This window comes from Nonomuraea sp. MTCD27 (assembly GCF_041950495.1).
Taxonomy (GTDB): Bacteria; Actinomycetota; Actinomycetes; order Streptosporangiales; family Streptosporangiaceae; genus Nonomuraea.
On the sequence record NZ_JBGNUW010000012.1, the window covers coordinates 34,722 to 50,280 of the forward strand.

Below are 15,559 nucleotides of genomic sequence, written 5' to 3' on the forward strand. Positions count from 1 at the left end.
ACAGGACGCTGACGATCACATGACGCCGCCGGTCACAGGACGCAGCCGCGTCACATGACGTGGATGTCCACCGACGGCCGCAGCCGGGCCGCCGACGCCAGCGCCTGGTGCACGGGGTGGTCGGCGAAGGCGCTCACGGCCTTGCCGTCGCCCGGGCCGGCCGCGGCGGGGAAGGCGATCTGCTCGTAGGCCGCCTGGAAGCGCGGCCCCCACCGGCGGGCCCCCAGCCGGGCCGTACGCGAGCAGTTGTCCACCATGTACGCCACATCCCGGGCATGCATGTACGGCAGCAGCGAGTCCACCGCCTCGATCACCGACTCGTTCACGATCTCCGACCACGGGTGCCCGCGCTCGGCGAACTCGTCCACCTGCGCCATCATGGTGCCGATGAACATCCCGGCGGTGAACGGCTCCACGGCCAGGTCCCGCCGCGCCCGCCGGGCCCGCACCGCGTCGCCGGCCGCCCACATCGGCGAGCCGCTGATCCCGCTCATCGGCCGCGCCGCCAGTCGCCGCTCGGCCAGGATCACGCTGCGCAGCTCGGTCCCGTCGGCGACCTCGTCGTAGATCTCGGCGACCAGGTCCCGGGCCGGGCCGTAGGCGGCGGCGTAGGCCCGGTCGAAGGTCTCCCGCCCGGCGGCGTCCAGGTGCTCGCGGACGGCACGCAGGCCGTGGCGGGAGATGGTGCGCGCGACGGGGCCGGTGATGTTCTCGCAGGAGCGCTCGTAGGCGGTGACGGGGTCGTCGCCGCCGAGCCGGTAGTGCCCGTACAGCGACTCGACCAGGCCGTGCACCGCGCCCAGCAGGATGGCCCGCTCCCCCACGATGTCCGACAGGTACTCGCTGCCGAGCGTCGTACGGAAGGTGTACGGCGCCCCGAGCGCCACCGACCAGCCCAGCGCCCGCTCGACGGCCCGCCCGTCCGGGTCGGCGTGCACGGCGAAGCTGCTGTTGATGCCCGCGCCGTTGACGTCGGCGCCCTGCAGATACAGGCGGCGCACCGAGTCGCCCATGCCCTTGGGGCAGACCGCGATGACGCCGTGCCCGTCGGGGAACGACCCGCCGCCGGCGCGCAGGTGGCCGAGCAGGAAGCCGTGCGACAGCCCGATGGTGGCGCCGGGACGCAGCGCGGCGAAGATCTCCCCGTGGTGGGCGGCCAGCGCGGCGTCGGCGATGAGCAGGATGACCAGGTCGCTGCCGGAGACGACGTCGAGCCAGTCGCCGAGTGACCCGTCCTGCTCGGTGAAGCCCTGGGCCCGCGCGTCGGCGGCGGAGCCGGAGCCGGGGCGCAGGCCGACGGCGACGCGGATGCCGGTGCCGGCGAGGGAGTCGCGCAGGTTGCACGCCTGCGCCCGGCCCTGGGGCCCCCAGCCGATCACGCCGATCTGCCGTACGCCCTCGAACGCCGCCGGCAGCAGCGGGAACAGGTGCCGCCCGCCGCGCAGGATCGTCTCGGTGCCGCCGGGCACGTCCATGGTCTCGAGCGGGAACACCGCGGAGGTGAAGGAGTTGGAGGTCATACCAGAAGTTGTAGGATCCGCCCCGGCCCCGCGACAAGCGCAACATGTGCAGCGGGCCGTTGCATCGGATGAAAGGCCCAGGTCATCGACGATCAACGCGAGCTGCGCGTGTTCCTGCACCTGTCGCGGAGCCTGAACTTCGGCAGGACGAGCCTGGACTGCCACGTCAGCCCGGCGACGCTCACCCGGATGGTGCAGCGCCTTGAGGCGCGGCTGGGCCACCGGCTGTTCGACCGCGGCCCGCGCGGGGTGTCGCTGACCGCCGAGGGGCGGCGGTTCCGCGAGTACGCGATCGCCGCGCTGGACCTGTGGCACGCCTACCGCCAGGGCGATGCCGAGCCGGTGGAGCTGACCGGGCGGCTGGGGGTGTTCGCGACGGTGACGGCCTGCCAGGTCCTGCTGCCCGACCTGCTCGCGCCGTTCCGCGCGGCGCATCCGGCGATCGGGATCGACCTGAGTACGGGTGACGCCGCCGCCGCGCTGGCCCGCCTGGACGAGGGCGAGGTGGACGCCGCGGTCGCGGCCCTCCCGGCCCGCCTGCCCGAACCCCTGCTCAGCCGGACGGTCGCGACCACCGAACTGGTCTTCGTCACGGCCCGCGACCCCGCGGCGCCAGGGCTCGGCGGGCCGTTCGTGCTGCCCCGCCGCGGCCTGGTGCGGGAGGCGGCCGACCGGTGGTTGCGCGCCCACGCCCCGTCCAGGCCCGGGATCGCGGCCGAACCGGAGGGGCACGAGGCGCTGCTCGCCCTGGTCGCGCTGGGGTACGGCACGGGCATCGTCCCGCGCATGGTGCTACGGTCCAGCGTCGTACGCGACCGGCTGCGCGTCGTCCCCGCCGAGCCGGCGCCGCCGCCGCTGGCCATCGGCCTGTGCGTACGCCGGGCCGACCTGCGCCGCCCACTGGTGGCCGCCTTGTGGAGCCTGACCTGAAACCTGAGAAGCTGGGGGGATGGAGTACGTCGTGCAGGTCGAGATCGAGCCGGCCCTCGGGGCGCCTGAGCTGGACGCATTGCAGTGTCATGGCGCCGGGGCGCTGCTGTCGGACGGGCTCGACGGCGTCGAACACCTCGACGGGCCGGACGGGATCGACATCGACCTGTACGGCTTCCGGGTGACCACCCATCCCAAGGGCGCCCTGCTCGGCGTGGTGGTGGAGACGTCGACGCTGGAGATCGCCGAGACCGGGGTCCGCCGGCTGGTCGAGTCCGTCCTCGAACGCAGCGAGCTGCTCGCGAGCTGGCGCGTCCTGCGCAGCGAGGTGGATCTGAACGAGGAGGCCTTCCGCGCCGGGCTGAAGGCCGCCGACGCCGAGCCGGTCGAGCAGCCGGTGGCTCCCGACGAGGGCGAGCGGTCACGCCTGCGGTTCCGGCAGGAACGGCTGGCCGGGATGCGGGCGTCGCTGATCTCCGGCGCGGCGCGGATGCAGGCGTTCGGCCTCGAACACTTCGGCTACCGCCCGGACGGGCCGGACCGCGGGGTGGCGTCCAGGGAGAGCGCCACGCTGGCCGCCGGCGCGTTGATGGCCGCCACCGACATCCTCATCGACCACGTGCTGGACGATGCCGAGACGCTGGCGGCCGAGGAGTCCACCGTGGCCGACGACCCCGGCGTGATGGCCCTGCACGGCCTGCCGCCGCAATACGCGCTGCGTTACGACGCCGCCTTCGCCCGCAAGTTCGCCGTCGCCACGATCAGCGTCACCGGCCGCCTGGCCGACGACACCTGGCGGCACCCGGCCTGCGTCGCCGAGGAGCTCGCCCTGCGCCTGCTCATCGAGGAGGCCAAGGCCGTCCTCGAGCTGTACGAGCTCATGGACTCGGACGAGGCCGAGTCCATCTACGACTTCTTCACCGACCACGCCTTCGACGACGTCGACCACGAGATGCTCTACACCCCCGAGCTGGACGGGATCGACGAGCACCCGGAGGCGGCCTTCCTGCGCATCGCGCCGATGGGCTTCGCCTCCTGGTTCGTCCCCTTCGACCGGCAGCGACGGGTGCACCCCTACCTGGAGGAGCCGGAGAGCTCACCCTCCGCGAACGCCTCCTGAGGCGGCCGCGGGGCGCCCCCGCTACTCCGCCAGGACCTGGCGCAGGGTGACGGCGAAGGCGTCGGGGTCGCCCTTCATGCCGAAGTCGCCTTCCATGAACCCGCCGTGGTGGCTGGGGAAGGTCACCGGCTTGGTGCCGAGCCGTTCGGCGACCGCCAGGCCGGTGCGGTGGGCCAGCTCGCCCTCCGACTCGGCCCCGACGCCGACGACGATGCGGGTGGAGGCCGCGCGCAGCGCCTCGAAGTCGTGCTCGTAGTGCGTGCAGGTCATCAGGTTCTGCCCGAACAGCGCGTCGTCGCGGGACCCGTCGTCGCCCGTCGGCATCCCCATCGTGGCCGGGTCGGGCACGGGCAGGTCCGCGAAGTCGGCCGGGATCTCGCCCCGCAGGCTGGTGATCGTGATGAACTTGCCCATCGCGCGCCCGAACCCGTCCCGCTCGTACGTCCGGCGGATGTCGACCACCGCGGCCAGCGCCGGCTCGCGGTCCGGCAGGGTCTGGACGGCCGGCGGCTCGTGCGCCACGAGCGTGCGCACCTGCTCCGGGTGCCGGGCCACCAGCGCCAGCCCGTTGACGGCGCCCCCGCTGCTGGCGAAGATGTCCACCGGCCCGCCGCCGAGCGCGTCGATCAGCCGGTGCAGGTCGTCGGCGTGCAGGTCGGGCGTCGACTCGGCGGCGCCGTCGGTCCGCGGGCTCCGCCCGATCCCGCGCGGGTCGTAGGTGACCACCGTACGGTCCTTGATCCGCGTGACCAGGCCCGCGAAGCCGGTGGCGTCCATCGGCGATCCGATCAGGAGCAGGGTGGGGTGGGTGCTCGCCCCGGCCTCGTGCACGTCGTAGTGGAGGACGGCGCCGGGTACCTCGATGGTGTGGGTCATGGGTCATTCCTTCCTGGGTCTCGGAAGTGTAGACCTGCGGAGGCGGCGGAACTCATCGCCCGGCGGCGCCCTGTCTCAGAAGTACTGCCCGATGCGGAACTTCCGGACGGTGAGCGGGCCCGCGGCGCGGCTGATCAGCTTGACCTTCCTGAGGCCGGTCGCCTTGTCGATCGTCACCTTGACGCACTTCATGCGGACCTCGTGGTCCCCGGGGGGCGCGTAGCGCGAGATGATCACGCCCCGCCTGCCGAAACCCCGCCCGGAGAGGCCGACCCCCACTTCGCGGTAGATACGCCAGGAGCCCTTCAGGGTGAACGCGGTGGAGCCGACGATCGCGTGGTTCGCCTCGACGGGGCAGTGGAGCAGCACCCGGATGACGTCGTTCTGGTGGGGCACCTCCGGCGAGACGCGGAAGGAGGTGAGCTTCTGCCACAGGGGCGTCGAGTCGTCGTCGTCATCCCCGCGCGCCACCTGCGCGGCGGCCGGGCCAGTGGTGACGACAGTGCTGAGGACTGCGGCGAGGACAGCGGTGAGGGCGGCTGCCGCCGCCGGCCCCATGATGGATCGCACCCGTCGCCTCCCCCTGCGTGACCAGGCGTTCTCCCATTGTGACCACCTCATGAAGGCCCGCGGCGGAGCCACGCCGGGAACGGCCCCACGGGCCGATCAGCCGGTCGACTCGCGGATCACCAGCTCGAAGGGGGCGACGTGCTGGCCGGTCGGGCGCAGCGGCGCCTGCATGCGGCCGACCACCAGCTCGACGGCCTTCGCGGCCATCCAGCCGTGGTCGGGCGCCACCGTGGACAGCGAGGGCACCATGAACTCCGACTCGGGGACGTCGTCGAAGCCCACGAGCCGGACGTCGCCGGGCACCCGCAGCCCGCGGTCGGCGAGGCCGCGCAGGACGCCTTGGGCGACGGTGTCGGTCACCGCGACCACGCCGTCGAACGCGTGGCCGGAGTCGACGAGGCGGTGGGCCGCGTCGCGCCCGGCCGCCATGGTCAGCCCGGCGAGGCTGACGAGCAGCGCCGGGTCGGGGGCGAGCCCCCGTTCGGCGAGCGCGGCGAGGTAGCCCTGATGGCGGCGGGTCACCACGTTCAGGGTCCCGGCGACGTCCCCGGTGACCATCGCGATCCGGCGGCAGCCCCGGTCGATCAGGTGCGCGGTCGCCGCCTTCGTGCCGTCCTCGTTGGGCATGGCGACGTGGTCGAAACGGCCGCCGAAGTCCTGCTCGCCGAGCATCACGATGGGGTAGTCGGCGCCGGCCAGCCGCTGGTCGCGGCGGTCCAGCTCGACCGCGCTGAGGATCAGGCCGTCGAACTGCAGCGTACGGGAGTGGGCGATCGCGTCGATCTCCCCGTCCGCCGCCGCGCCGGTCTGCTCGATCGCGACGTGGAAGCCCCGCCGCCGCGCCTGGTCGATCACGTGGGCGGCGAGCCGGCCGAAGTAGGGGCGGTCGATCTCGGGCACGGCGAGGCCGATGACGCCGGTCCGCCCGGACTTGAGGGTCCGGGCGGAGACGTTGACGCGATAGCCCGACTGCCGGATGGCCTCCAGCACGCGGAGGCGGACCGCCTCGCTGACCCCGGCACGGTTGTTGACCACGTTGGAGACCGTCATCTTCGACACCCCGGCCAGCCGGGCGACATCGCCCATGGTCACCATTTCGTCACCATGCCGTCACCTCGCGTTCTGTGCGCCGGAGGGTCCGCCCGGCCCGGGCGCGGCCGTGCGATCGAGCGTATCGCGGGTCGACGGGCCGCCCCTTTCGCCGCCGTGACGAACGGTTCAGGCGAGGTCGGCCTCCACCGTGACGAACGAGTGCGCGGGCAGGTGCACCCGCAGCCCGCCGGCCGTCGTGGCCGTGACCTGCTCGTGGGGGCGGGGGGCGACGGCGCCGGGCGTCTCGGGGGTGTTGTGGTCGTGCAGCTTGCCGGCGGTCAGGATCCGGGAGCGCACCCCGGTCACGGCGCCGCCGCGCAGGTCCAGCTCGACGTCGGCCGCCTCGGCCGCGTCCAGGTTGGACAGCGACACGAGCAGGCGGCCGTCCTTGCGGCTGGCCGACACCGAGACGGTGGCCAGCGTGGACTCGCCGACCTCGCGGGTGGGCACGGCCGAGGGGAGGTCCACCCGCAGCGAGGCCGCGTCCTGGTGGCCCTTGTTCATCTCGAACACGTGGTACGTGGGCGTGAGCACGAGCGCGCCCGAGTCGGGGTCGGTGAGGATCATGGCCTGCAGCACGTTCACCGTCTGGGCGATGTTGGCCATGACCAGGCGGTCGGCGTGCCGGTGGAAGATGTCGAAGTGCAGGGAGGCGACGAGCGCGTCGCGAAGGGTGTTCTGCTGGTAGAGGAAGCCGGGGTTGGTGCCCGGCTCGACGTTCCACCAGGTGCCCCACTCGTCCAGCACCAGGCCCACGTTCTTGCCCGGGTCGTAGCAGTCCATGACGTTGGAGTGGCCGGTGATCAGCTCGTCCACGTACGCGGCCTTGACCATCGTCCGGTAGTAGTCGTCGGTGCCGAAGACCGTGGCGTCGCCCTTGTCCTGCCAGGTGCCCGGGATCGTGTAGTAGTGGAACGACAGGGCCTGCATGAAGGCGGCGGGCCGGTACGCGCAGCCCAGCTCGCCGAGCTGCTTCATGAGCGTCTCGGTCCAGGCGTAGTCGCCGGAGTTCGCCCCGGCCGCGACCCGATACAGCTTGTTGTCGCCGTGGTCGCGGCTGTAGGTGCCGAACCGGCGGGCCTCGGCGGCGTACTGCTGGGCCGACATGTGGCCGCCGCAGCCCCACGCCTCGTTGCCCAGCCCCCAGAAGCGGATGCGCCACGGCTCCTCGCGCCCGTTCCGCTTGCGCAACCTGACCATCGGCGAGTCGCCCTCGCGGGTGAGGTACTCGACCCAGTCGCTCATCTCCTTGACCGTGCCCGAGCCGACGTTCCCGCTGATGTACGGCTCCGCCCCGAGCAGCTCGCACAGCGCCATGAACTCGTGCGTGCCGAAGTGGTTGTTCTCCTCGACGTTGCCCCAGTGGGTGTTGACCATCGACGGCCGCTGCTCCTTGGGCCCGATGCCGTCCATCCAGTGGTACTCGTCGGCGAAACAGCCGCCCGGCCAGCGCAGGTTGGGGATGTTCAGGGCGCGCAGCGCCTCCACCACGTCCAGCCGGATCCCGCCCTCGTTGGGCAGGTCGCTGTCCTCGCCCACGTAGAACCCGCCGTAGATGCACCGGCCCAGGTGCTCGGCGAAGTGTCCATAGAGGTGCCGGTTGATCACCGGGCCCGGGACGTCGACATTGATGATGGCGGGCACGACGACATTGCTCATCGATGAGAACCTTGCGTGTGGGGGTCAAGAGGGTGAGGCACTTCACTTTATCGATACACCAATGCGTGTCAAGGTCCCCATGACGGACGGAAGGCCGCGTCCCCGCGGGCGATACGGGGACGCGGCCTTCCGGGCCCGGTGGTCAGGCGGGGGTGACGGCCTTCTCCGGGGAGGCCGGCTCGGGCAGGTCGAGGCTGTCGCGCAGCCTGGCGGGCTTGAGGAAGGCCGCCGCGACGAGGCCCACGACGGCGATGGCCGCGGAGATGAGGAAGATGTGCCCGGTGGCGTCGCCGTAGGCGGCCCGGACGATCTCCTGGATCGGCTCGGGCAGGGCGGCGATGTTCAGGCTGGCGCCGGCCGCGGCCGCGTCGCCGGTGGCGGGGATGCCGGCCTTGGCCAGCCCCTCGACGATGCTGGCGGCGACGCGGTTGGCCAGCACGGCGCCGAGCACCGAGACGCCCACGGTGCCGCCGAGCGAGCGGAAGAAGGTGACCGCGCCGCTGGCCGCGCCGATCTCGCGGAGCGGGACGGTGTTCTGGATGACCAGGACGAGGTTCTGCATGGACATCCCGACGCCCACGCCGACGGCGAGCATGTACGCCGAGATCAGCACGAGCGAGGTCTCGTGGTCGATGGTGGCCAGGCCCGCGAAGCCGGCCAGCAGGACGACCAGGCCGACCAGGATGTAGGGCTTGGTACGGCCGCTCCTGGAGACCATCCTGCCGCTGATCGTGGAGGAGAGCAGCACGCCGACCATCATCGGGATGGTGAGCAGGCCGGCGGCGGTGGGGCCGTACCCGCGGCCGATCTGGAAGTACTGGCCGAGGAAGACCGAGCCGCCGAACATCGCCATGCCCACCGCGAGGCTGGCCAGGATGGCCAGCGCGGGGGTGCGGCGCCGGATGACGTGCAGCGGCACGACCGGCTCCCTGACCTTGGACTCGACCCAGGTGGCCACGGCGAGCAGCAGCACGCCGCCGCCGGCCATGGCCGCGGTCTGCCAGGACAGCCACTCGAAGGAGTTGCCGACGAAGGTGACCCAGATGAGCAGGATGCTGACGCCGGCCGCGATGAGCGTGGCGCCCCAGTAGTCGATGCTCACGTCGCGGCGGCGCACGGTCGGGATGTGCAGGGTCTTGGCCAGCAGCGCGAAGGCGGCGATGGTGAACGGCACGGCGATGAAGAAGCACCAGCGCCAGCCGAGCCAGGAGGTGTCGGCGATGAGCCCGCCGAGCAGCGGGCCGCCGACCGTGGCCACGGCCATGACGGCGCCGAGGTAGCCGTTGTACCGGCCGCGCTCCTTGGGGCTGATCATGGCGGCGATGATGACCTGGGCGAGGATCTGCAGCGCGCCCATGCCCAGGCCCTGCACGGCGCGGAAGGCGATGAGCTGGCCGGTGTTCTGGGCGAAGCCGCAGGCCAGCGAGCTGACCATGAAGATCACGATGGAGATCTGGAGCAGCAGCTTCTTGTTGAACAGGTCGGCGAGCTTGCCCCAGATGGGCGTCGAGGCGGTCGAGGCCAGCAGCGACGCGGTGACGACCCAGGTGTACTGCGACTGGTTGCCCTCGAGCGAGCCGATGATCTGCGGGAGCGCCACCGAGACGATGGTTCCGCTGATCATGGCGACGAACAGGACGAGCAGCAGGCCGCTGAGGGCTTCGAGGATCTGGCGGTGGGTCATCGGCTCCGCCGCGGACGGCGCTGCCGGCTGTGCACTCACGCGCAACCTCCGATCAAGGGAGAAAGGGATGGAACCTGGACACCATACATGCTCAAGTGGCAACTTTGCGCATTGAGCATTTATTCCCATTGGGTAAGCTGGTTCCATCATGAGCAGCACAGCAGGGTTGCGCGAGCGCAAGAAGGCCGAGACCCGGCAGGCCGTGCACGAGGCCACGCTGCGGCTCACCATCGAGCGCGGCCTCGACCACGTCACCGTCGAGGCCATCGCCGACGCCGCGAACATCTCGCGGCGGACGTTCTCCAACTACTTCGACAGCAAGGAGGACGCGCTGCTGTACGGCGACGAGCAGCACCTGGGCACCCTGGTGCGGCGCGTACGCGAGCAGCCGGCCGGCCAGTCCGCCTGGCGGGCGCTGCGCGGCGCGATGGAGAGCCTCCACGACGAGAGCGGCGTCCCCGACCGGGAATGGCACATGCGCGCCCGGCTGGCCATGCGCCACCCCTCGCTGCGGGCCAGGCAGCTCGCGAGCAGGTTCCGGCTGGAGAACGAGCTGAGCCAGGCGGTGACCGGCCGGGAGCGGCCGGGTGATGCCGCCCCCGAGCTGGTCACCGCCGCGTTCCTGGCCGCGCTGCGGGTCGCCTCGCAGTGGTGGTGCGCGGAGCACGAGACGCGCACGCTGCGCGAGCTGACCGGCCAGGCGTTCGACCAGATGGCCCAGCGCTTCGACTGAGCGCGGTCAGCCGCCGCCGGGCCGGCCCCTGCGGGAAGTCGCCAGCCGCGCGATCAGGTCGCGCCGGGGCCGGTGTTTCTCTCGCGGATCAGGTCGCGCCGGGACCGGCCTTCTCCCGCGCTTCCCGCATCTTGCCGGTGGCGATGAAGTCGACCGCGATCCGGTAGAAGCTCTCGATCGACTCGCCGGACTCGGCCCCGTCGCGGAACTGCTTGCGTACTTTGACGAACGGGAACGCCGTGCTGCCCTCGGGAAGGAGCACGCCCCACTCGTCGTCGTGCCTGTGCCAGCGACCCCCCGTGGCGGCGGCGACGCAGGCGCCCAGGAACGAGCCGAGCACGCCGACCAGGCCGTCGATCCGCTCCGGGTCGAAGTCCGGCCGGGCCCGCTGGCGCTCGATGAAGCCCTCGACCCACTCGACGGACTCCCGGTTGAGGCCGAAGTCCACCTCGCTCAGCGGCCCGAGCTGCTCGACGGCGAGACTGACGTTCTCCTCGATCCACCGCGGTTCCTGTTCGTCCATCCGTGGATGGTCGCACCGGCCGCCGGGCCGTTCAATCCGATTTCCCGGCCGGGCGGCCTGGCTGTCAGCGCCGGCAGCGCCCGTAGTCGACCACGTACGTCCCGCCGCCCGCCGCGCCCGCGCCGGCCGGGTCCGCCGCCCCCGCCGCCGCGCCGATGCCGACATCGGTCAGCGTCGGGCTCAGGACGATCTGGCGGTGGCCGTACGTGCTGACGTGCACCCACCAGTGGACGGCGGCCCGCGGCGTGCCCGATCCTCCGCCCCAGCCCGTGTAGGTGGTCTCGGCGTAGGCCCACGAGAGCGGGTTCGGGCAGTAGCCCGCGCCCGTGATCCGGCTGTACGGGGTCGACCCGGTCTGCGGGTTGGTGTGCGAGTCCGCGCCCGGCCGCCACCACTTCAGGGCCGCGGCGGCAGCGGCGTGCCCGGCCGCCGCGGTGTCGAGCTGGGCGTTGCGCGTGAGCGGGGCCAGCCCGGCCCTGGCACGCTCGGCGTCGATGAGGCAGTGCACCGCCTGCCGCACCATCGTGAGGTTGGCGCTGGTGGGAGCCTGGTCGTAGTACGCCGCCGCGGCGGCGCAGTTCGGCGCGGCGGCGGTCGAGGCGTTCGCCGTGTTCGCCGTGGCGCCCATGGCCGTGACGCCGAGGGCGGCGGCCCCGAGCAGGCAGGCGGTGCGTGCCAGGGGGCCGGCCAGCAGCGGACGCCGCCGGACGGATGGTGGCAACTCGCTCATGAGAGGACTCCTTTCGTTGGGTCCTCCAGTGAAACCGCGACCCCCGGGCGGGGGCCTGAGTAAGCCCTACTCAGATCTCCGCAGGTACGGTGGCGGCTTTGCAGCCTGTCCCACCTGTGGCCCGGGGTCTAGGGGCGGGTACGGGGACGGGGGCGGGCCTTCGGGACGGGGGTCGGGGGCGGGCCGGCGACGACGGTGTTGCGGAGGGCGCCGATGCCCTCGACGGTCATCTCGACCACGTCCCCGGGCCGGAGCGGCGGCGGGTCCTGCCGGCCGCGCAGGCCCCACAGCTCGGCCAGGCAGCCGCCGTTGCCGCAGGTGCCGGAGCCGAGCACGTCCCCGGGGCGGACCCAGGTGCCGCGGGAGGCGTAGGCGACGAGGTCCTCGAACGGCCAGCTCATGTTGGACAGCAGGTCGCGCCCGATCTCGTCGCCGTTGACGGTGACCGACAGGGCCAGCCGGAGGAAGCCGTCGGCGTCCCGGTACGGCTCCAGCTCGTCGGCGGTGACCAGCCACGGGCCGAGGGTGGTGGCGGTGTCCTTGCCCTTGGCCGGGCCCAGGTTGACCTGCATCTCGCGGCCCTGAAGGTCCCGGGCGGACCAGTCGTTCATGATCAGGTATCCGGCGATGTGCTCCCGGGCCCGCTCGGGGGTCAGGTCGCGCCCGGAGCGGCCGATCACCGCGGCCACCTCCAGCTCGAAGTCGAACGCCAGGCAGCCCGGCGGCACCGGCACGTCGTCGTGGGGGCCGATCACGGCATAGGGGTTGGTGAAGTAGAAGGCGGGGGCGTCGTACCAGGCTTCCGGCACCCCGGCGCGGCCGTCCACGCTCCTGCGCACGCCTTCGACGTGTTCCTCGAAGGCGACGAAGTCGCGGACGGTCGGCGGGCGCAACGGGGCGTGCAGCCGCACGTCCGCCAGGGGGACGGGGTCGCCCGCCCGCGTCCCCGCTCGGCTCAGGTCGCCGTCCCTGAGCAGGTCGAGGAGGGTGACCCCGTCCGGGAGCGGCCGTACGGACGTGTCCTGCACGACGCCGCAGCGGGTGCGGCCGTCGTGGGTGAAGGCGGCGATGCGCATCCGGCGGGCCCCGTCAGACCGGCGGGGCGACGAACACGCCGCGGTCGACGTCGTTGAACGACTCCTTGGCCACCAGCTCGTTCATCGGATTGGCGGTCCCCCACTGATCGGTGACCTCGGGCCGGGAGAAGTCATGGACGTGCGGGTGCCAGGCGTCCTCGTCCAGCTCCTCCAGCTCGGTGGTGTACTCGACGGTGTTGCCGTGCGGGTCCAGGAAGTAGGAGAAGGTGTTGTCCCCGGCGAGGTGGCGGCCGGGGCCCCAGATCATGCGGATGCCGGCGCGCAACAACCTGCCGGTCCCGTACATGTACTCGTCCAGGCCGCGCAGCTCGAAGCTGATGTGGTGCAGGCTGGCGTGCGGGCCGCGGGCGATGGCCATGCTGTGGTGCTGCGGGTTGCACCGCATGAAGTGCATGACCTGGCCCATGTGGGGGTGGGCGAGGGTGTCGGACAGGGCGAAGCCGAGGTGGGTCTCGTACCAGGCGCGGGTGGCGTCGATGTCGGGGGCGTTCAGCACGACGTGCGAGAGGCGGACCGGGACGGACTCCTTGGCCTCCAGCTTGCGGTGCCTGCGTACGGCGACGTCGGCGGAGACCTCGACGGTGCGGCCGTCGAGGTCGAAGAAGCGGAACCCGTAACCACCGCCGGGGGTGTCCAGCTTGCCGGGCTCGGAGATGAGCCGCACCTCGGCGGCGCGCAGCCGCCCGGCCAGGGCGTCCACGTCCTGCGCCGAGGCGGCGCCGAAGGAGACCAGGTCGAGCCGCTTGTCCTCCGCCTTGCGCAGGCGGACGACGTACTGCTCGGGCGATCCTTCGGCGGCCAGGAAGCTGATCCCGGTGTCGCCCGCGACCTCGGTCAGGCCCCAGACGCCGGCGTAGAAGTCGCGCTGCTTGTCGTAGTCGGGCACCGCCAGGTCGACGTGCCGCAGGTGGGTGATGAGTCTCATCGGTCAGTCCTTCAGGTCGAAGAGCCGGACGGCGTTGCCGCCGCGGATGCGGGCGTCGTCCAGCCCGGCCGCGCGCAGGGTCGCGAGCGGGTCGGGGTCGCCCATGTCGAAGGGGAAGTCGGAGCCGAGCAGCACGCGCTCGGGGCCGGCGACGCGGACCAGGGCGCGCAGGGCGGCCGGGTCATGCACCAGCGAGTCGAAGTGCAGCTCGCGCAGGTAGCTGCCGGGCTCGCGGGCGCAGGTGCGGGCGTCGGGGCGGACCCGCCAGCCGTGGTCGGCCCGGCCCAGGTAGTAGGGCAGGTAGCCGCCGCCGTGCGCGGCCAGCAGCTTCAGCCCGGGGTGCCGGTCGAGCACGCCGGAGAAGATCAGGTGGGCCAGCGCGACGGCGTTCTCCACGGGCTGGCCGACGATGTTCGACAGGTAGAAGCGGTCGAGGCGCTCGTCGAGCGTGCAGCCGAACGGGTGCAGGAACACCACCGCGCCGCTCTCCCCGGCCCGCGCCCAGAACGGCTCGTAGGCGGGGTCGGACAGCTCCAGGCCGGGGGCGTGGGAGGAGATCTCCACGCCCTTCAGCCCCAGGCCAAGGGCGTGGTCCAGGGCTTCGGCCAGCAGGTCAGGGTGCTGGAGCGGGGCCAGGCCGAGGCCGTGCAGGCGGTCGGGGGCCTCGGCGCAGTGGGCGGCGGTGGCCTCGTTCGCCAGCCGCCACACCGTACGGGCGAGCTCGGGGCCGGCCCAGTAGTGGTAGTGCGACGGTGACGGGCTGACGATCTGCGTGTCCACCCCGGCCGCGTCCATCGCCGCGAGCCGGTCGTCCACCCGGGTGAGCGGCCCGATCCGCTCGCCGATCATCCTGCCCGACACGGCCAGCGCCTCGGGCCCGTTGCGGCGCGCGTCCAGCTCCCGGTGGGCGGCGTGGCCGGGGTCCCCGGCCACGGCCTGCTCGATGCCGGGCAGCAGCAGGTGCGCGTGCACGTCGATGGTGCGGGTCATGGCCGCTCGGTGACCATCGCGGCGATGCGGCCCATCAGTCCGGGCACGTCCGCGTCGCGAACCCCGTCGAGCTGCCAGCGGGCCAGCCGCACCGACGCCTCGACCACCGCCCTGACGCGGGCGTGGCGGCGGTCCATGAACGTGTCGAACAGGTCCTGGTCCAGCCGGTCGGCGGCGAGCAGCAGCTCGGCCAGGACCGCGGCGTCCTCCAGGCACTGGGCGACGCCCTGGGCGAGGGTGGGCGGGCAGGCGTGCGCGGCGTCGCCGATCAGGACGACGCGCCCGCGGTTCCACGGGCGGTCGAGCAGCAGCGACTCGAACCAGGTGTAGTTGATGCGCTCGGGGTCGGTGATGTCGGCGCGGATCTCGTCCCAGACGCCGCCGTACCCCTCGGCCAGGGCCCGCATGTGGGCGCACTTGTCGCCGACGGCGTCCCTGGGGCGGGCCTTCTCGACGAGGTAGGCGTACATGGTGTCCTGGCTGGTCGGGCAGTAGCCGGCGATGAAGCAGGGGCCGCCGTAGACGAGGTCGGTGCGCTCGACCTGCTTGGGGCGGCGGGTGTGGACCCGCCAGATGCCCATCCCGTTCGGCTCGGGGGCGACGTCGATGCCGAGCAGGCCACGGACGTGCGAGCGGATCCCGTCCGCGCCCACGACCAGGTCGTACTCGGCGCTCGTGCCGTCGGACAGGCGCACCCGGCCGTCGGTGGCGAGCGCGTCCACGGTGAGCCCGTACCTGACGCGTGCCCCCGCCTCGCGCACGGCGGCGGCCAGGACGGCGGCCAGGTCCGGCCGGTTCATGCCGAGCGTGGCCGGCAGGTCGGGCCCGCCCATGCGGGCGTCGGGGATCTCGGCGAGCAGGCCCCCGTCGGGAGTGCGCAGCCCGAGCAGGTCGAAGGCGAACCCGGCCGCGCTCACCTGCTCCCACACGCCGAGGTCGCGCAGCACGCGCAGGGCGTTGCCCTGCAGGGTGATGCCGGAGCCGAGCGTGGTCGGCGCCGGCTCGATCTCCGCGACGTCCACGCCGACGCCGGCGCGGGCGAGCAGGATCGCCAGGGCCGAGCCAGCGGTGCCGCCCCCGACGATCAGGACGTTCTCGATTGCGGGCATG

The 15,559-nt window shown here is 72.7% G+C and carries 15 protein-coding genes; 3 read left to right on the top strand and 12 right to left on the bottom strand.

All coding sequences use genetic code 11. From position 1 onward, the window contains the following. Nucleotides 1-50: 50 nt before the first annotated feature. Nucleotides 51-1,520 carry a hypothetical protein gene (locus tag ACBJ59_RS31760; protein ID WP_375113897.1) on the bottom strand — a complete coding sequence of 490 codons (1,470 nt, stop codon included), beginning with the start codon at nucleotides 1,518-1,520 and terminating at the stop codon, nucleotides 51-53. Between the two features lie 102 nt (nucleotides 1,521-1,622). Here ACBJ59_RS31760 and ACBJ59_RS31765 point away from each other — a divergent pair, with 102 nt between their 5' ends. Together ACBJ59_RS31765 and ACBJ59_RS31770 are read left to right on the top strand one after the other, a co-directional pair. Next, complete coding sequence (locus tag ACBJ59_RS31765; RefSeq protein ID WP_375114168.1) at nucleotides 1,623-2,450, top strand: LysR substrate-binding domain-containing protein; 828 nt, start codon at nucleotides 1,623-1,625, stop codon at nucleotides 2,448-2,450. Between the two features lie 19 nt (nucleotides 2,451-2,469). Then, complete coding sequence (locus tag ACBJ59_RS31770) at nucleotides 2,470-3,570, top strand: hypothetical protein (protein WP_375113898.1); 1,101 nt, start codon at nucleotides 2,470-2,472, stop codon at nucleotides 3,568-3,570. 21 nt (nucleotides 3,571-3,591) lie between these two features. Here ACBJ59_RS31770 and ACBJ59_RS31775 read toward each other — a convergent pair whose 3' ends face one another. From ACBJ59_RS31775 to ACBJ59_RS31795, 5 genes are all read right to left on the bottom strand, one after another. Next, on the bottom strand, nucleotides 3,592-4,446 hold the full coding sequence (locus ACBJ59_RS31775) for an alpha/beta fold hydrolase (protein WP_375113899.1): 855 nt from the start codon (nucleotides 4,444-4,446) through the stop codon (nucleotides 3,592-3,594). Between the two features lie 75 nt (nucleotides 4,447-4,521). Then, complete coding sequence (locus ACBJ59_RS31780) at nucleotides 4,522-5,016, bottom strand: hypothetical protein (RefSeq protein ID WP_375113900.1); 495 nt, start codon at nucleotides 5,014-5,016, stop codon at nucleotides 4,522-4,524. 96 nt (nucleotides 5,017-5,112) lie between these two features. Continuing rightward, nucleotides 5,113-6,111 (bottom strand): LacI family DNA-binding transcriptional regulator, encoded by a 999-nt coding sequence (locus ACBJ59_RS31785; protein ID WP_375113901.1) that lies wholly within the window; start codon nucleotides 6,109-6,111, stop codon nucleotides 5,113-5,115. A gap of 123 nt (nucleotides 6,112-6,234) precedes the next feature. Further along, nucleotides 6,235-7,767, bottom strand: coding sequence for an alpha-N-arabinofuranosidase (locus ACBJ59_RS31790; RefSeq protein ID WP_375113902.1), 1,533 nt, complete (start codon nucleotides 7,765-7,767; stop codon nucleotides 6,235-6,237). A 142-nt stretch (nucleotides 7,768-7,909) separates the two neighbouring features. Beyond that, on the bottom strand, nucleotides 7,910-9,451 hold the full coding sequence (locus ACBJ59_RS31795) for an MDR family MFS transporter (RefSeq protein WP_375114169.1): 1,542 nt from the start codon (nucleotides 9,449-9,451) through the stop codon (nucleotides 7,910-7,912). A gap of 148 nt (nucleotides 9,452-9,599) precedes the next feature. Between ACBJ59_RS31795 and ACBJ59_RS31800 the strand changes: the two genes are divergently transcribed. Then, on the top strand, nucleotides 9,600-10,184 hold the full coding sequence (locus ACBJ59_RS31800) for a TetR/AcrR family transcriptional regulator (RefSeq protein WP_364136371.1): 585 nt from the start codon (nucleotides 9,600-9,602) through the stop codon (nucleotides 10,182-10,184). 88 nt (nucleotides 10,185-10,272) lie between these two features. On the opposite strand, the gene ACBJ59_RS31805 is transcribed toward ACBJ59_RS31800, so the two are convergent. From ACBJ59_RS31805 to ACBJ59_RS31830, 6 genes are all read right to left on the bottom strand, one after another. Continuing rightward, nucleotides 10,273-10,707 carry a hypothetical protein gene (locus ACBJ59_RS31805; protein ID WP_375113903.1) on the bottom strand — a complete coding sequence of 145 codons (435 nt, stop codon included), beginning with the start codon at nucleotides 10,705-10,707 and terminating at the stop codon, nucleotides 10,273-10,275. A 64-nt stretch (nucleotides 10,708-10,771) separates the two neighbouring features. Then, nucleotides 10,772-11,437, bottom strand: a complete 666-nt coding sequence (locus tag ACBJ59_RS31810) for a CAP domain-containing protein (RefSeq protein WP_375113904.1) — start codon at nucleotides 11,435-11,437, stop codon at nucleotides 10,772-10,774. 128 nt (nucleotides 11,438-11,565) lie between these two features. Beyond that, nucleotides 11,566-12,513 carry a fumarylacetoacetate hydrolase family protein gene (locus tag ACBJ59_RS31815; protein WP_375113905.1) on the bottom strand — a complete coding sequence of 316 codons (948 nt, stop codon included), beginning with the start codon at nucleotides 12,511-12,513 and terminating at the stop codon, nucleotides 11,566-11,568. 13 nt (nucleotides 12,514-12,526) lie between these two features. After that, a complete protein-coding gene (locus ACBJ59_RS31820; RefSeq protein ID WP_375113906.1) occupies nucleotides 12,527-13,459 on the bottom strand; it encodes a VOC family protein in 933 nt (310 codons plus the stop codon). A 3-nt stretch (nucleotides 13,460-13,462) separates the two neighbouring features. Continuing rightward, nucleotides 13,463-14,449, bottom strand: coding sequence for an amidohydrolase family protein (locus ACBJ59_RS31825; protein WP_375113907.1), 987 nt, complete (start codon nucleotides 14,447-14,449; stop codon nucleotides 13,463-13,465). Next, nucleotides 14,446-15,558, bottom strand: coding sequence for an FAD-dependent monooxygenase (locus ACBJ59_RS31830; protein ID WP_375113908.1), 1,113 nt, complete (start codon nucleotides 15,556-15,558; stop codon nucleotides 14,446-14,448). Before ACBJ59_RS31830 ends, ACBJ59_RS31825 begins: the two co-directional genes overlap by 4 nt. Nucleotide 15,559: the final 1 nt, after the last annotated feature.

What these genes read in the sequence shown, in the direction of transcription:
- ACBJ59_RS31760 (WP_375113897.1), bottom strand. Translation starts at nt 1,520, where the DNA reads ATGACCTCCAACTCCTTCACCTCCGCGGTGTTCCCGCTCGAGACCATG.
- ACBJ59_RS31770 (WP_375113898.1), top strand. Translation starts at nt 2,470, where the DNA reads ATGGAGTACGTCGTGCAGGTCGAGATCGAGCCGGCCCTCGGGGCGCCT.
- ACBJ59_RS31775 (WP_375113899.1), bottom strand. Translation starts at nt 4,446, where the DNA reads ATGACCCACACCATCGAGGTACCCGGCGCCGTCCTCCACTACGACGTG.
- ACBJ59_RS31785 (WP_375113901.1), bottom strand. Translation starts at nt 6,111, where the DNA reads ATGGTGACCATGGGCGATGTCGCCCGGCTGGCCGGGGTGTCGAAGATG.
- ACBJ59_RS31790 (WP_375113902.1), bottom strand. Translation starts at nt 7,767, where the DNA reads ATGAGCAATGTCGTCGTGCCCGCCATCATCAATGTCGACGTCCCGGGC.
- ACBJ59_RS31795 (WP_375114169.1), bottom strand. Translation starts at nt 9,451, where the DNA reads ATGACCCACCGCCAGATCCTCGAAGCCCTCAGCGGCCTGCTGCTCGTC.
- ACBJ59_RS31800 (WP_364136371.1), top strand. Translation starts at nt 9,600, where the DNA reads ATGAGCAGCACAGCAGGGTTGCGCGAGCGCAAGAAGGCCGAGACCCGG.
- ACBJ59_RS31805 (WP_375113903.1), bottom strand. Translation starts at nt 10,707, where the DNA reads ATGGACGAACAGGAACCGCGGTGGATCGAGGAGAACGTCAGTCTCGCC.
- ACBJ59_RS31810 (WP_375113904.1), bottom strand. Translation starts at nt 11,437, where the DNA reads ATGAGCGAGTTGCCACCATCCGTCCGGCGGCGTCCGCTGCTGGCCGGC.
- ACBJ59_RS31815 (WP_375113905.1), bottom strand. Translation starts at nt 12,513, where the DNA reads ATGCGCATCGCCGCCTTCACCCACGACGGCCGCACCCGCTGCGGCGTC.
- ACBJ59_RS31820 (WP_375113906.1), bottom strand. Translation starts at nt 13,459, where the DNA reads ATGAGACTCATCACCCACCTGCGGCACGTCGACCTGGCGGTGCCCGAC.
- ACBJ59_RS31825 (WP_375113907.1), bottom strand. Translation starts at nt 14,449, where the DNA reads ATGACCCGCACCATCGACGTGCACGCGCACCTGCTGCTGCCCGGCATC.
- ACBJ59_RS31830 (WP_375113908.1), bottom strand. Translation starts at nt 15,558, where the DNA reads ATGCCCGCAATCGAGAACGTCCTGATCGTCGGGGGCGGCACCGCTGGC.